The organism is Actinopolymorpha sp. NPDC004070 (assembly GCF_040610475.1).
Lineage (GTDB): Bacteria > Actinomycetota > Actinomycetes > Propionibacteriales > Actinopolymorphaceae > Actinopolymorpha.
In genome coordinates this window covers 23,860-38,919 of sequence record NZ_JBEXMJ010000016.1, presented here as the reverse complement: position 1 = coordinate 38,919, position 15,060 = coordinate 23,860, and the positions used below count along the sequence as shown (strand labels likewise).

The following is a 15,060-nucleotide window of genomic DNA, read 5'->3' as shown; positions in this document are numbered from 1 at the left end:
TGGGGAAGCGTTCTGGGCGTGAACGGCTGTTCGGCTCAGGCCTCGGCGTAGATGCGCTTGGCGTTGGCGATGCCCCGGCTGCAGCCGATCAGGCAGTCCTCGTGGCCCTCGAACTCGATCGAGGCGAAGCCGTCGTAGCCGGACTCCTTGATCGACTTCGCGACGCTCCAGGTGTCCAGGTCGCCGTTGCCGACGATCGCGCCGCGGAGGTACTTGCCGCCCCTGCTGCGGAACCAGCCCTCACCGGGGTTGCGGCCGGCCGGCCGGACGTAGAAGTCCTTGAAGTGGACGATCATGGCGTACGGCAGGTTGGACGGGACCGCGACCGTGGGGTCCTCGTCGACACAGAGGAAGTTCCCGATGTCCAACGTAGTCTTGAAGTTGGGCTCGTCGACGGCGTGGATGATCCGGCGTACGCGGTCGCTGCTCTGGACGAAGAAGCCGTGGTTCTCCAGGCTGGTGGTGACACCCTTGGTCGCGGCGTACTGCGCGATTTCCTTTGCCGCCTTGACGATCTTCGGCAGCGCGTCCTCGAACGCCGGCGTGTCGTCGCCCTGGATTCCGGCGTGCGCGACGACGTCGTGGCGCATCAGCTTGATGCCCAGCCGTTCGATGAGATCGACGTGGGCCTTGACCCGCTCGACCTCGGCGGCGTTCTGGGCCTCGTCACCGATGAAGCTCGCGCCGATCGCCATGTTGGACAGCGTGACGCCGCGGTTGGCCGCGTGTTCGACGATCTTGTCGACGAACGCGGGGTCGGAGTCGGTGTTGGGGACCGGGCTGTCCGGCCCGGAGTAGATCGAGGCCAGCTCGAGGTGTTCGCCTTCGCTGTCGGCGATCCAGTCGATGACGTCGAAGAGGGTCATCTCCCCCGTGCTGAGCCGCTGGTGGAAGCTGTAGGAGCTGAATCCGAACTTCATCTGGACATCCTTCTCGTCGATCGGGTGAGTGCTGTTGGTACGGCCGGTGCTTTTGGCGCTGCTGGTGCGTGGGACATGCTTCGGTCGGATACGAGTACGTCGGGCGGGACCGGGTCGGGAGGAGCTTGGTCGAGCGGCGGGCCGTCGAAGGTTCCCGGCCAGCGATGCCAACGGGTCGGCACGCGGGGAACTCCGAGGATCTGCGTCGAGTGGGTCTCGAAGGTGGAGCCGAGGGCGCCGCAGAGGGTTCCGCTGGACTTCAGCAGCGAGGTGGTGATCACCGGCTTCTCGTCGGTCATCAGCATGTGGTGGACGGCCTCGGTCAGCGGAGCGAGCAGGTCGTCGCCGGCCCGCGACAGGCCACCGCCGATGACGATCAGCGCCGGGTCGACGGTCAGCGCGATGATGGCGATCTTCGGCGCGATCTCGGCGCAGAACTCGCTGATCTCCGCCGCGGCCCGCCGGTCGCCGTCCCGCGCCCTGGCGAACACCTGCTCGCCCGTACGCCCCGTACGCCACTGCAGCCGGCCGCGCCGGGAGGACTCGGTCCAGCGCATTCCGCGCAGGCTTCCCAGCTCGCCGGCCAACCGGTGCCGGCCCTGCAGGATCGCGCCGTTCATGATCAGCGCCGTCGAGATGCGGTGGCCGATCTGCAGGAAGATCAGGTCGTCGTCACGGCTGGCGCCGGGTGCGGGCTCGGTGCCCGGCTCCGGCTCCGCGCCACCGGCGGGCGCGGCCCGGAGTCGCTGCTCTGCCAGGGCGGCCAGCTTGATGTCGTTCTCGACCAGCACCGGGCAGTCCCAGGACGCCGAGAGGCGGCTCGCCGGGTCGACGCCGATCCAGTCCGGCACCGCCAGGCTCTGGGTGATCCGGCCGTCGCGGTCGAGGATTCCGGGTACGCCGATGCCGGCGGCACGCAGGTCGGCGAGGTCCGCCCCCGAGGCGCGGACCGCCTGCCGAACGCTGCTCCGAACGATCCGGAGCCGGCCCGAGGCGTCGGTCCCGGCCGGCACCTCCGCCTCCGCCCGGCCCACGATCTCGCCGGCCAGATCGGCGATCCGGACCCGGACGCCGCCGCTGCCGATGTCGATTCCGGCGACCCGTCCGGCGCCGGCGGTGAACGCGTACGCCCGCGCGGGCCGGCCGGCTCCCGAGCCGCGCTGCGGCTGGGCCGGGCGCACCGGTCCGGTCCGGAGGAGGTCACCGACGACCGCGTCGACGGTCGGCCGGGCGAGCCGGGTCGCGGCCGCGAGTTCGGCGATGGTCAGCGGGCGCTGCTGGTCACGCAGCGCCGCCAGACACGCCGCCGCGTTGGCCCGGCGCACACCGGAGCCGGCCGGATCCTGGGTGGTCAGGTGAACTCCGTACAGACGAGGAAAGGCAATGAACAGAGATTATGAAACCCGGTTGCCTAATTAGACAGTAGGCGTCCCGTCCGCACCGGGTCAACCCCGTTCGGGTGGGATCCGGGCGATACGACCGGGCTCGGTCACCCCCCGGACCCTTGGTTGGTTCAGACCCTCGCCACCGGCGCCGGCGGCCACTCCTCCGACAGCCCGAGGTCGACGACGCTCTCCAGCCCCTCGGGGCGCTCGCGCACCCGATGCTTCGAGGTGAGGAACCACGACTCCACGTGGTCGTCGAGCACCCCGCTGACCGCGGGCAGGAACGCCGTGAACAGGGGAAACTCGCCGATGCCGAGGTCGTGCAGCGGCCGGATCACCGGCGCGTCCCCCAGCACGAGGCGGCCGGTCGCGCGCGGTGCCACCGCGACGAAGGCGTCGCCGGCGAAGTAGATGGTGGACCGCATCAGCATGCCCCGGAACGGCGCGTAGGCGACGGCTGCCGCTTGAAGTGGAAGCGGCCCCCACGACGGCCGGTCGATCTCCACGCGCGCGGCGAGCAGCCCGTCGCTGTCGTACTGCGCGGCGACCCTCGAGTCGGTGACCTCGAAGCTCAGCGGCGCCCGGTGCTTCGGCATGCCCCAGATGCCCTTCCCGCCCTTGACCGAGATCTCGGTGGACACCGGCAGATCGAGGATGTAGAGCCCGGTGCCGAACTGTCCGCGCAGCAGCCCCGGCAGCAGCCGCGGCGCCTGGCGGGTGCCGTGCGTGCACATGATGCCGAGGGAGTACTCGATGTAGCGACCGATGTCGGTGTGCTGGTAGCTGAGAACCGTGACGAGGAGCACGCCGCGGCCGTTGGCCAGCCGCACCGGGTGGAGCTCGTCCCCGGGCAGCTTCGCCGCCGCGGCGCGGCCGTCGATGCTGAACGCGGCCATCATGGACGGGGTGCCCCGGGAGTCGACGGGCATCACGAAGGGCACGCCGTCGACAAGGGCGTGCCGTCCGGCCTCGCGCCGCTGGCGGCGCGGCACGGGCGAGGGCACGAGCCGGAGCGCCAGACCGGCGGCGCGAAGCAACGAGCGGTTGACACGGCCGCGAACAGGGCCGCGCACCAGGTCGAGCGCAGGGCTGAGCACAGAACCGTTCATCGGGCCAGCTCCTCGAGGATGAGTGGGTAGGTGTCCCGGGCCGCGTTCTGACCGATGAACACGTCCAGGTGCCCGTAGCCGGGCAGGATGTGCAGAGCGTCCTTGCCGGGACGGTGCCCGGCGAAGAAGTCGTAGGAGCGGCGCTGGCTCGCGGGCAGGAAGCAGCGGTTGTCCTCCCCCGCGACGAACACGAAGCGCGCGTCCGTCCTGGGCGCCTCGGCCACGTACGAAGCCGGCAGGCCCGGCAGTTGCCGCACGGGTACGAGGTGGCCGGCGTTCACCGACCGGCGCATCTGGGCGAAGAAGGTGAGCGGCACGTCTCCGAACTCCCCGCGGATCCACTGGTGGGTCGTCTCGTCGAGGTTCCGGTGGGACCAGAGGGCGGGGAAGCCCGCGCCGTACACGAAGGAAACCATCCGGCACACGGTGTTGCGGCACTCCCGGTGGGTGGCACGTACGAGATCACGCACCACGTGTGCGAACGGGCCCACGGGACGGTCACCCCAGGCAGGCGACACGTGGCTCACGAACCGCGAGACGACCGGCGCCACAAACTGGATCTTGAAGCGGGACCACTCCGGGATCACCGGGTGCAGGGAGACCGCGTTGGAGACGACCGTGTCGACCTCGGGCACCAGGCCCGACACCGCGGAGATCGTGAACGACGTCGAGCCCTGGCAGTGGACGACGGCCTTCATCCGGTCCCGCCCGGTGAGCCGGCACACCTCCCGCACCGCGGCCGGATGGTCGTGGGCGGCAGCGTCGTCCAGCGTCCAGGAGAGTGGCGGAAGGTCGATGGAGGCACGCCAGTTGAGCAGCCACACGTCCCACCCCGCGGACAGAAGTGCGTCGACGAACGTGCGTTCCAGCGGCGGGCGGAACAGCTCCGCACGCACCCCCGAGCCGTGCACGACCAGCACCGGTCCCCGCCGCGCCGTGCGTCCCGTACCCTCCCCTGTCTCCACGTGCACGAGGGTCAGGGGCACGCCGTCGAGCGCCCGGAACGGGTGGATCGTGGTGTGGTGGCGCCCGGCGGCATCGGTCGAGCCGGGGGCAGCCGGGGCCACGGTGGCGGTCATCGGCGTTCCTCCCGCGGACTTTGCCGAGGGACCCGGAACGGCGGCTCGGCGAGCCGGGGAACGGGCGGCTCGCCGGCCGGGGCGATCCAGGCGGCGCTGGGCTCGGCGTCGGGGGTCGCCTTCCATGAGCGGCAGACCCGGTCGACGACCACCGGGTGCACGGTGAGCGTGCCGTCACGACCGATGTGCATCCGCAGGAACCCCTTGTGGTCCTCGATGCCCCGGCCGGAGAAGATCCACCCACGGGCGACGGGCAGGTCCCGGTAGGCGTACAGCCAGGCGGCGAACAGTTCGACGCCGGCGATCCCGGCGATCGACACGGCCGCGGCGAAGGCCGCCACCGCGGCGACCAGGCCCGCCACCCCTCCGGGCAACGGGACCGCCGCGAGCCCGGCGAGCACGACCAGCGCGAGGACGACCTCCGCCGCGGCGAGCGTCGTCAGCGGTCTGGTGGCGACCGGACGGCGCCTGCGCACCAGAGCGAACGCCACGTCGACCACCACCGCGGCCGCGACGACCAGCCCGATCCGCAGGCCGAGACCCAGCACGTCGCCGACGTCGCCGGCACGCAGAGCCGCCACCGGCGAGCGGCGCGTCGTCAGGGCCAGGGCGGCGACCAGCACCACGAGCAGCCCGCCCTGCAGGACGGCGGCGAGCCCGGCCAGGCCGCTGTTGCGCCACGGGATGTCCCACACCTGCCTGCCCAGACGGCGGGAGGTCTGCTGGTCCGGGTACGCCGAGTCCGCCCTCACCATGGTCAGGGGCTCGGACTTCTCCCGCGCCCTGGATCGCTCCGGCGGAACCTCCAGCGCCTCCGGCAGGTCGTGGGTCGCCGACAGGTACGCGCCACCCAGCCCGCACGTGACCATCTGCCGGGACCCGTCGCGTTCGGCGTACCGCACGTAGTGGTGGCTGTCGCCGGACACCCACAGCCGGACCTGTGCACCGGAGTCCCCGAGCAGTTGGCGCTGCAGGTAGTCGAGAGTGGCGAACGCGTCCGGGTCGGTGGCGGTGTCCACCCAGCTCGGCTTGCCGGTGGCCACGACGACGCCGTCACCGGGCCGGAGCAGCGGCCGGACCTGTTCGGCGAAGAACCGCAACTGCGGCTCGTCGACGTACCCCTCGAGCTGGATGTCGACGCCGACGAGCCACCACCGTTGCGGAAGCCGGACGGCGAAGTACGACCGCGGCTGGCTGGTCTGCCAGCCGCCGGTCGCCCGACCTTGGCAGAACACCCGCAGGAACGAGGTCAGGCCGTCGTACCAGTCGTGGTTGCCGGGCAGGGCCACCAGCATCGGGGCATCCTCGCCGGGGCCGGCGGGCTCGGGCAGTGCCGCGCGGTAGGGGCCCTTCGTACGGTCCTCGTACTCGCGGGTGGACGCCGTCGGGTACACCTCGTCCCCACCCATCAGCAGGAGTGCCGAACGTGGCAGGGTCAGTGTGCCGCCGTTGCCGTTCCCGTTGCCGCGTTCGCCGGCGGGGGCGACGTCGAGCTTGTCGTGGGCGAGCAGCCAGGCGATCGTGTACGTCGCGTCGAAACCGTCGCCGAGGTCGGCGACGAAGTCCAGCCACAGCTCGTCCGCGTCCGGCTGACACGACAGCAACGGGCGGTCGAAGGTGCCCTGCAACTCGCGCTTGTCGGCGTACGCACCGAACATCTCCGAGATGACCACCTTGGCCGCCGCGCGCCACAGCTCACGCGGAGCCAGCCATCGCACGGACTGCCTCCTGGCGAACCCGAGCGAGGACTCGGCGAGGTCGGCGGGCCTCATCGCCGCTCCTCCGACGCTTCCTTCGCGGCGGCTTCCTGTGCAGCGGCTTCCTTCGCGGCACCTTCCTGCGCGACGGCCTGTCCGTCGGCCTGCGTCCTCGGCCCGTACACCGACCACAGCTCACCGAGGAACAACCGGCCGAACGACGCCAGAGCCCTCGGCCCGTCCGGCCCGCGGGTGCGGAACGTCGTGAGCTGGTGCAGGAAGTCCAGCGGCGCGATGGTGATGACCGCGGCGCCGAGCACGTCGGCCCGACCGTCATCGGCCGCGTCGACGTGACCGCTGAGCAGCCGGACGTACAACGTGGTCGTGTCCGGCCACAGATCGGGTCCGGCGTCGTCGTGCACCTCCTTGCGCCCGACGAGGGTCACCGGGTTGCCACCGCCGTCGGTGAAGCACAGCCGATACCGCATCTCCCGGTGGGTGCGGTCACCGTCGCTGGTGAACAGGTTGAACACACCCCGGCTCACCGGGAGTCTTCCGCCGAGCAGGTCGCAGTCGACCCAGCCCTCCGCGCGGCCCTCGTGGGCGGCATCGGTGACGAACCGCTGTACGTCGTCCGCGGTGATCGTGAGGCGGAACATCAGCCGGTCGCCGCGGGCGCGACCGATCTGCGCGCCCTGCCCGGGATCGGTGACACCGAGCGCGACGAAACCCTTCATCTCCTCGGTGAACGACAGCGAGGTGAGGTCGGTGACGTCAGCGGTGGCACCTCGTTGTGCGGGCACCCGCGGCACCCGCGGCACCCGCGGCGCCGGGCCCGGAACGCCGACGCCGCGTGAGACGTCCGCGGACAGCAGCCGGTCACAGGCACGGTCGGCGAGAGCGGCGATCGTGAAGGACGGGTTGGGCCCGACGGGCCCGGGCATCAGCGAGCCGTCCGCGACGGCCATTCCCGGGTATCCGAACACCTGGCCGCTCGCGTCGCACACGCCCTCGCCGGGGTGGTCGGCCATCGGCGCCCCTCCGACGGGATGCACGGTGACGACGCGCTTCCCCCACCACAGCGGGTTGTCGGCGAAGCCTCCGCCCGCTGCGTCGGCGATCGAGCGCATGGTGTCCCGCATGCGGGTGAAGTACTCCTCGGACGTGGCGAGGGTCCACGTCGACTCCAGGTAGCCGCGGTGCAGGAACAGCCGCCCGTCCGGCACGTCCCGGCCCATGCCGATCAGCGGCAGCGTCGCCGCGGAGGTGTCACCGGCCCCGAGCAGCGCGGCAACCTCGGCGCTGATCCCGGTCTTCGGTGAGTGTCCCAGCCTCGCCTGCAGCCGGCGGAGCCCGAACCGGATCGTCCGTCCCAGCGAACGATCCGCCCGGGTGGTCTCGACCAGCCAGTCGGCGAAGCCGGGATAGCCGGCGTCCTCCACGTAGTAGCCGCGGCCGGCGCCGCCGTCCACCGTGTCCGGCACGCGGATGGCGCTGGTGATGACCGGGCCGCGACTGCCTTCCAGGCGCTCCGGGCGACCGCCTTCGCGCGCGTGCTTGACGAACGTGAGCAGATCGCCGTTGCCGGAGAACCGCGTGCCGAGCGCGCCGCTCAGCTCGGGGAACGCCGCGCGGTTGCGCAGCAGCAGGTAGGTCGTGCCGAACGTCCCGGCGGCGAGGACGAGTTTGTCGCAGGTGATGGTGTGCAACGGCAGCCTGTTGGTACGCGTGCGCCGCCCTTCCCGGTCCGGCTCGTGCACGACGTACCGGACCTCGTACCCTCCCTCCGCACGTGGGGACAGGCCGCGCACCTCGCACCGGGTGCGGAGGTCGGCGCCGTGATGCTGCGCGGCCGACAGGAAGGTGTGGTCGAGGGTGTTCTTCGCGCCGTCGTTGCAGCCGATGTCGCATTCCCCGCAGAGCCGGCAGGTGCGCCGGGGCAGACCGTGCAGGTTGCCGTACTCAGGGGTGGGAATCGGCGCGCCCACCACTGGCGCCTGACCTTGTTCGGGCGCGAAGGACACCGCCAGCGGCGGCAACTGCCAGTCGAGGTCGAGGCGCGTCGCGGCGCGGCGCATGGCCAGCGTCTTCCCCGTGCCGTCGTAACCGCGGGTGTCGAGCGGGAACCGCTGCGGCCGGAGCATCTGCTCCACCCGGTCGTAGTGCGGGTCGAGGTCGGCGCGGGTGACCGGCCACGACTCGTAGCCGCCCCCGGGAATCGGGGACTCGTGCACGAACCACCGTTCGTCCTTGCGGAGCAGGACGTTCGCGTAGATGAGCGAGCCGCCCCCGAGGCCCGCGGACACCACCGCCTCGATGCCCCGGAACGTCCACACGTCGAACATCCCCTGCAGTCCCTCACTGGGGTCCCAGAAGGCACGGGAGAAGTCGGCCGGAGAACGCGGGAACGAGCCGGGAGGATACGCCTTGCCGCGTTCGAGTACTACGACCCGCAGTCCCGCCTCGGCGAGCCTGAAGGCAGAGACCGAGCCACCGAATCCCGACCCGACCACCACCGCGTCGACGTGCTCGGACCTGGTCCTGGCCATGGCGCCTCCCCCCAATCTGCCGCTTGCCGGGCAAGCCCGCGTTGACAGTTGCTCGGGGGACGAACTTCGACCGGCACACGGGCGGAGGAGCAGGTGCCACAGAAGAACAACACTGCCTGGGTCGCGGAGTCCCGGCGACATCGCTTCACCGGCGGGCGGGGACGCTCGGTCCGACCGCACCGCCTGGCGTTTCTCACAGTGTCGCCGACGATGACGGCTGGCGGTAATAGTGCGCTCTGCGGTGTTTGGTGGCTTCCCGCCGGGAGGCCGGTAACACCTACGTCGAGCTGCGCCGGGCCCTGGGGCCGTCGGGGGTGTCGGTGATCTCGATGCCCGACGCGGCAAGTTCGTCGCGGATCGTGTCCGCGGCCGCGAAGTCTCGGGCCGCCCGGGCCGCCTGCCGCTCGGCCAGGCGTGCCGCCACCGCGGGGTCGGCGGAGACGTCCCAGGCATCTTCGGGATCCGACGCCGTGGCCAGGTCGAATCCCAGCGCCCGGTCGAAGTCGGCGAGCAGTGCCCAGCGTTCGGCGGCGGTGAGTTCGGGGTCCCGGGTGACCGTCGACGCGATCGACAACGCGCGCGGTGAGTTGAGGTCGTCGCACAGGGCCGCCCAGAACGCCGTACCAAGCTCTGCGGCTCGTCCACCGGAAGGGCGGACGTCCTCTCCGCCCACCGCTTCGCGCGCCGCCACCGCGTGGTGGGTAAGCCGCCGTAGCGCGGTGCCCGCGGCCGCCACGGCGTCGAAGGTGAACGCCTGCTGCTGGCGGTAGTGCGCCTGGAAGGTGAAGTACCGGAAGGCCACTGGGTCGATCCCGCGTTCGGTCAGCGTGTCCACGACCAGCACGTGTCCCCTGCTCTTTGACATCTTCTCCCCGGCCAGGTCGAGGAACTCGCTGTGCACCCAGTACGACACCCAGGGATGTACGTCGAGCGCGCACTCGCTCTGGGCGATCTCGTTGGTGTGGTGCACCCGGATGTGGTCGACGCCTCCGGTGTGAATGTCGATCTTCTCGCCGAGGTAGCGGCCGGCCATCGCAGAGCACTCGATGTGCCAGCCGGGAAATCCGACGCCCCACGGGGAATCCCACTCCTGCAGGCGTTTGCCCTCACCCGGACTGAACTTCCAGAGGGCGAAGTCCGCCGGATGCCGCTTGTCGGCAAGGTGCCTGACCCGCCCGGTGGCGGCCAGGTCGTCCAGGGCGATGCCCGCGAACTCTGCGTACCCGGGAAACGCCGACACGTCGAAGTACACCCCGTCCTCGATCACGTAGGTGAGCCCGCGCTCCACGAGGGTCGCCACCATGGCGATCTGGTCGCCGATGTGCTCACTGGCCCGGGGTACGAGGTCGGGTTCGAGGCAGCCGAGGCGGCGCCGGTCGGTGGCCCACTGGCCGGTCCAGCGCCCGGTGATCTCCTCCACGGACGTGCTCGCCCGGAGGGCCGCCGCCTCGACCTTGTCGTCTCCCTCGTCGGCGTCGCTGGTCAGGTGGCCGACGTCGGTGATGTTGGTGACGTACGTGACCGCCAGGCCCGACGCGAGCAGCACCCGTCGCAGCAGGTCGGGGACGAGCTGGCTGCGCATGTTGCCGAGGTGCTGCGGGCTGTAGACGGTCGGGCCGCAGGTGTACATCCCCACCCGGCCTGGTTCGGACGGCTCGAACGGCCGCACCGCGCGACGTCGGGTGTCGTACAGCTGGAGTGCCGGGATCGTCACCGGCCGATCATCACACACGTTTCGCCGAACCGGAGGCGTCACAGGGTCAGTAGGGACAGGTGAGGGCGCGGACCGCGTCCGGTCCGCCGGCGGCGTCCAGCGCCCGCAACTCCTCCAGGAACGTTCCGAAGTGGCGAGTCGGTGTGTAGCCGATCGCGGCACCGGCTCCTTCCTCACCACCGGCCACCACCGAGGGACGGCGGCGTACGTCGATCCCGTACCGCTTCACGAGATCACCCGAGCCCGGGAACACCCGGTCGCAGGCGGCGAGCGGGTCGTCCTCCCACTCCCGCACCTGTTCCTCGGAATAGACATTCGGCCGTACGGCGTCCACCACCAGGCCTTCAGGATCCGCACCGCCGGGCAGTTCCGGTCCCAGGTGCTCGACCGCCGCCTCGACGTATCCGAGCACGTCCTCCCGGTCGACGCCGCCGTACAGCAGACGCGCGCCGTAGCGGTTGAGGTAGTCGTCACCCCAGGGCGTGAAGTCGTGGGGACGGATCGCGACGTAGCGCAAGCCGTGGTTGCGCCGGTGGTACTCGCACAGCTCCTCACCGACCTGCTTGGTGAAGCCGTACTTGCCGTAGTGGTCGTGCCAGGACTGCGAGGACAGGAAGACCAGCCTGCTGATGCCGGCCGAACGCGCGGCCTGCAGCGCCCAGAAGGTGCCGTCGACGTTCAGCCGCCAGAAGTCGGCCTCGGTCTTCACCCGGGAGTGGATGCCGTGCCAGGCCGGCAGGTGGAGCAGCAGATCGCAGCCCTGTGCGGCTCCTTCGAGCCCGAACCCGGCCTGGATGTCGCACTGCACGAACGGCACGTCGGCGAACTGCGGCAGGTCAGGAAGGGGTACGAGGTCGGACAGCACGAGGCTGTGCCCGGCCTCGCGCAGTCTCGCCACGATGCCCTTCCCGATGTTGCTGCCCGCGCCCGTCACCAGAATCCGCATGCTGCGTTCCTTTCCCACGAGGATGTTCGCTCGGGTCTAGCGTCCGAGCGCGGACTCCACCGCGGCCATCTCATCGGCCGACAGCGGGCCGTGCCGCAGCGCACCGGCGTTCTCCCGGGCCTGCGCGACCGTCCGGCAGCCGGGGATGGGCACGAACGCCGGACTGCGGGCCAGCAACCAGCACAGCGCACCCTGGGCGAGGGTGCGCCCGTCGGAGGTGAGGACCTCGCGGACCCGGTCGACCGCGGCGAGAGTGTCCGCCTGGTTTCCCTGGAAGTCCCAGCCGTGGCGTACGTCGTCGGCGGCGAACTTCGTGTCGCCGCTCATCTTCCCCGACAGCACGCCCATGCCGAGCGGGCCGCGGACGATGCTGGCGAGGCCGTTCGCCTCGCAGACCGCCAACGTCTCCGCGTTGCCGCCGAGCACGTTGAACGCCTGCTGGATCGCCGCGCAGTGCGGGCTGGCGGCGAACATCGCGGCGCGTTCGGGGTCGTCGGTGCTCCACCCGAACGAACGGATCTTGCCCTCGTCGACCAGGTCCTCCAGGACGGCCAGCACGTCCTCGGCCGCGGCCGGATCACACCCGCCGAGGTGGAACTGCAGCAGGTCGATGACGTCGGTCTCCAGGCGGCGCAGGCTCGCCTCGCACGCGGTGCGGACGTACGCCGGAGAGTCGTCGGTGCCCGGTGACTCCCGCCGCTCCTCGTCGTAGGTGAACCCGAACTTCGTGGCCACCACCACCCCGTCGCGCCGCCCACGCAGAGCACGGGCCAGCACTCGCTCGCTGTGCCCACAGCCGTACACGTCGGCGGTGTCGAAGAACGTGACGCCCTCGTCGAGTGCGGCATGGATCGCGGCGACCGACTCGTCGTCGTCGACCTCTCCCCAGCCGATCGGCTCTCCGTTGCGGCTGTGCGGTCCACCGATCGCCCAGCAGCCGAACCCGATCGCGCTGACCTCGAGTCCGGAGCGCCCCAGTGACCGGCGCTGGGCCGGCATCGTGTTCTCGGTCATGTCGTCAGCCCTTCTCCGGGGATTCGCCGGCCCCGTCGAGCCGGCGCTTGGCCTCTTCGTAGACGTCGTCGGCGAGCGGACCCGCCTGGGCTGCCCGGACGTTCTCCGCAAGGTGTGCGGGGTTCAGGGTGCCGACGATGATCGTGTCGACGCCCGGGTGGCTGAGGGTGAACCTCAGCTGCCACTGCGTACGACTCTCGCCCTCGTCGAGGAGTTCGTCGAGCTTCGCGCGTTCCCAGATGTCCCACCGGTCGGCCGCACCCAGTCCTGCACCGGGCTCTCCCCGCGCCACACCGCCGCGGATGATCGTGCCGGCACCCGCCGCGTGCGCCTTCGTGATGAGGTCCTCGTGGCGTCGTTCGAGTGCGGAGTAAGGGATCTGGAACGCGTCGAAGACGCCCCAGTCGATGTAGGTGCCGAGGTCGGGCGACGTCGACGAAACTCCGATGAACCTCGCCTTGCCCGAGGCCTGGATCTCCCGCAGGGTGTCGACGAGCCGGTGTTCCTCAGCGAGCGCCACCGACGGATTGTGCAACTGCAGAAGGTCGACCTGGTCGGTGCCGAGCTTGTAGAGACTGTTGTCGATGTTGCCCAGCAGGTGCTGCCGGTCCCACTGGTGCGGGGTCTCGTCGTGGTCGCCGGCCGGGATCATCGAGCAACCGCACTTCGTCGCGAGCACGTACTCTCTGCGGCGCTCGGAGATGTAGCGCCCTATGTAGGCCTCGCTCTTCCCGTAGTCGTTCGCGGTGTCGACGAAGGTGATCCCGGCGTCCAGGACCGCCCCGAGAATGTCGCGGGCCTGCTCGTCGCGGACCGGCCGACCGCCCCAGATCCGTTCGCCGCGTACCTCCATGGCGCCGAATCCCAGCCTGGTGACCTCCAGGCCCGTCGAGCCGAGCTTTCGGGTGGCAAGCGTGCCGGTCATGACTCTCCTTCGCCCACTGTCGTCATTCGGTGGCGGTGTGTCGCCGTCGCGCGATCCGTATGGTGGCCGCCGGCGTGGCGCCGGCGGCCACCCAGCCTGGCCGGTACGGATCCGGCATGTCCAATAGCCAGCCCTGCTCGACCTGAGCGGCCGCGGTGCTGAATGCGAGTGACTCAGTCGGGTGTCTGTCCGGGTGCCCACAGCGAGGTCACGTCCTGCCCTCGGGCGGTACGCTGCCGAAGGTCGGTCAGGAAGTCGGTGATCCCGTACGCGGGCCGCCAGCCGAGCACCCGATCCGCCTCGGAGAGGTCGTGCTGCTCCACCTGGGCGGGCAACTCGATCCCGTACCGATCAAGCAACTCCGCCGAACCCGGCACCTGCTCCTCGCACCAGGCCCTGCCCCGCTCGGCGAAATCGCCGGCGACGGCAGCCGGCATGCCGTGGTCGGTGTGCACGATCGTGCCGAAGACCTCCACCTTGTGGTCTACGACACCGTTCAGGGCGGCGACCGTGGCCGAGGCCACGTCACGCCGGTCGACACCGTTACGCAACAACATCGCGCCCCAGGCGAGGTACGGCTTGGGTACGAAGTCGTGGTAGCGGAGCAGCGCGACGGAGGCACCGGTGGTCTCGTGGTGCATGCGCCACAGGTCCTCGCCGATCACCTTCGTCACGCCGTAGACGCCGCCCCGCCCGTAGGCCATCGACGACGCGAAGACCACCGACGAGACGCCATGAGTGCGGCAGGCCTGGACGACATTGAAGGTGCCGTCCACGTTGACGGCGAAGATGGTCTCGTCACTGACCGGAGGCACGTGGGCACAGTGCCACGCCGCCAGGTGAACCACCGCGTCGCATCCGCGTACGGCCCGGTCCACGTCGGCCGGCGTCCGGGTGTCACAACGAACGAACTCCACGTCACGAAGATCGTGGTCTGCCGGCGGCGCGACGTCGGCCGTGCGTACGTCGAAGCCGGCCTTCCGGGCCAGCCGGACGATCGCGGTGCCGGCGTTGCCGGAAGCTCCCGTGATCAGCACCCGGCGTCCTTGCTGTGTACCTGTCATGCGCGAACCCTCTCAGGGTCGCCGCGCCACAGACCTCGGCGTCTCACAACCAGAACGTGTTTTCCCGACCGGATCTGAACCATCGCCTCACGCGGCCCGTGATACCGGCACATCACCGCCGTACCGAGGAACGGAGACAACGATGAAACGACGCCTGACCCTTCTGGTCGCCAGCGTGCTCGCCGTGTTCCTGGCCCTTCCCGTGGCCGTCGCGAGCGCGGGCGGTGGAAGGAAGATCCTTTCGTTCGACGAACTGGCTCCGGTCACCGAGCCGTACACCGGGGCGGGCAACGCCATCCGGGGAGTACCCGGGGGTGGGCTGCCGTGGGAGATCGAATCCGCCCAGGGTGACCTGCGAAGCGACGGAAGACTGCAGATCACCGTCGAAGGGCTGGTCCTCGCCCGCCGCGCGCCTGTGCCCGTCGAACGCCAGGGCACCAACCCGGCTCCGGGCTTCAAGGCCGTCGTCAGCTGCCTGTCCGCCAGCCCAGAAGGCACCGCCACCACCGTGAACGTGGCAACGGCCACCGCACCGGCCACGTCGGCCGGCGATGCCGTGATCAAGGACAAGGTCCGGCTCCCCTCCTCCTGCCTCGCCCCGATCGTCTTCGTCACCTCACCCGACGGCGCCTGGTTCGCCGTCACAGGCCAGTAGGCC

At 70.6% G+C, this 15,060-nt stretch carries 12 protein-coding genes; 1 reads left to right on the top strand and 11 read right to left on the bottom strand.

Going from position 1 to position 15,060, the window contains the following annotated elements; genetic code table 11:
• Positions 1–35 precede the first annotated feature (35 nt).
• From ABZV93_RS25180 to ABZV93_RS25130, 11 genes are all read right to left on the bottom strand, one after another.
• Positions 36–920 carry a sugar phosphate isomerase/epimerase family protein gene (locus ABZV93_RS25180; RefSeq protein ID WP_354940491.1) on the bottom strand — a complete coding sequence of 295 codons (885 nt, stop codon included), beginning with the start codon at positions 918–920 and terminating at the stop codon, positions 36–38.
• Entirely contained in the window at positions 917–2,245 is a 1,329-nt protein-coding gene (locus ABZV93_RS25175; RefSeq protein ID WP_354940488.1) for an ROK family protein, read from the bottom strand. The genes ABZV93_RS25180 and ABZV93_RS25175 overlap by 4 nt, the downstream gene beginning before the upstream one ends.
• A gap of 188 nt (positions 2,246–2,433) precedes the next feature.
• Positions 2,434–3,414 carry an acetoacetate decarboxylase family protein gene (locus tag ABZV93_RS25170; RefSeq protein ID WP_354940485.1) on the bottom strand — a complete coding sequence of 327 codons (981 nt, stop codon included), beginning with the start codon at positions 3,412–3,414 and terminating at the stop codon, positions 2,434–2,436.
• A complete protein-coding gene (locus tag ABZV93_RS25165; RefSeq protein ID WP_354940482.1) occupies positions 3,411–4,493 on the bottom strand; it encodes an alpha/beta fold hydrolase in 1,083 nt (360 codons plus the stop codon). The genes ABZV93_RS25170 and ABZV93_RS25165 overlap by 4 nt, the downstream gene beginning before the upstream one ends.
• The gene (locus ABZV93_RS25160) at positions 4,490–6,265 is read right to left on the bottom strand and encodes a metallophosphoesterase (protein WP_354940479.1); all 1,776 of its coding nucleotides are present in this window, start codon (positions 6,263–6,265) and stop codon (positions 4,490–4,492) included. The genes ABZV93_RS25165 and ABZV93_RS25160 overlap by 4 nt, the downstream gene beginning before the upstream one ends.
• Complete coding sequence (locus ABZV93_RS25155; protein ID WP_354940477.1) at positions 6,262–8,739, bottom strand: GMC family oxidoreductase; 2,478 nt, start codon at positions 8,737–8,739, stop codon at positions 6,262–6,264. The genes ABZV93_RS25160 and ABZV93_RS25155 overlap by 4 nt, the downstream gene beginning before the upstream one ends.
• A gap of 277 nt (positions 8,740–9,016) precedes the next feature.
• Positions 9,017–10,453 (bottom strand): cysteine--tRNA ligase, encoded by a 1,437-nt coding sequence (cysS, locus tag ABZV93_RS25150; protein ID WP_354940474.1) that lies wholly within the window; start codon positions 10,451–10,453, stop codon positions 9,017–9,019.
• Positions 10,454–10,499: 46 nt separating this feature from the next.
• The gene (locus tag ABZV93_RS25145; protein ID WP_354940471.1) at positions 10,500–11,399 is read right to left on the bottom strand and encodes an NAD(P)-dependent oxidoreductase; all 900 of its coding nucleotides are present in this window, start codon (positions 11,397–11,399) and stop codon (positions 10,500–10,502) included.
• Positions 11,400–11,435: 36 nt separating this feature from the next.
• Positions 11,436–12,413, bottom strand: a complete 978-nt coding sequence (locus tag ABZV93_RS25140; protein WP_354940468.1) for an aldo/keto reductase — start codon at positions 12,411–12,413, stop codon at positions 11,436–11,438.
• Between the two features lie 4 nt (positions 12,414–12,417).
• On the bottom strand, positions 12,418–13,338 hold the full coding sequence (locus ABZV93_RS25135; protein WP_354940465.1) for an aldo/keto reductase: 921 nt from the start codon (positions 13,336–13,338) through the stop codon (positions 12,418–12,420).
• 173 nt (positions 13,339–13,511) lie between these two features.
• Positions 13,512–14,402, bottom strand: a complete 891-nt coding sequence (locus ABZV93_RS25130) for an NAD(P)-dependent oxidoreductase (protein WP_354940462.1) — start codon at positions 14,400–14,402, stop codon at positions 13,512–13,514.
• A gap of 142 nt (positions 14,403–14,544) precedes the next feature.
• Between ABZV93_RS25130 and ABZV93_RS25125 the strand changes: the two genes are divergently transcribed.
• Positions 14,545–15,057 (top strand): hypothetical protein, encoded by a 513-nt coding sequence (locus ABZV93_RS25125; RefSeq protein ID WP_354940459.1) that lies wholly within the window; start codon positions 14,545–14,547, stop codon positions 15,055–15,057.
• The last annotated feature ends 3 nt before the right edge of the window (positions 15,058–15,060 follow it).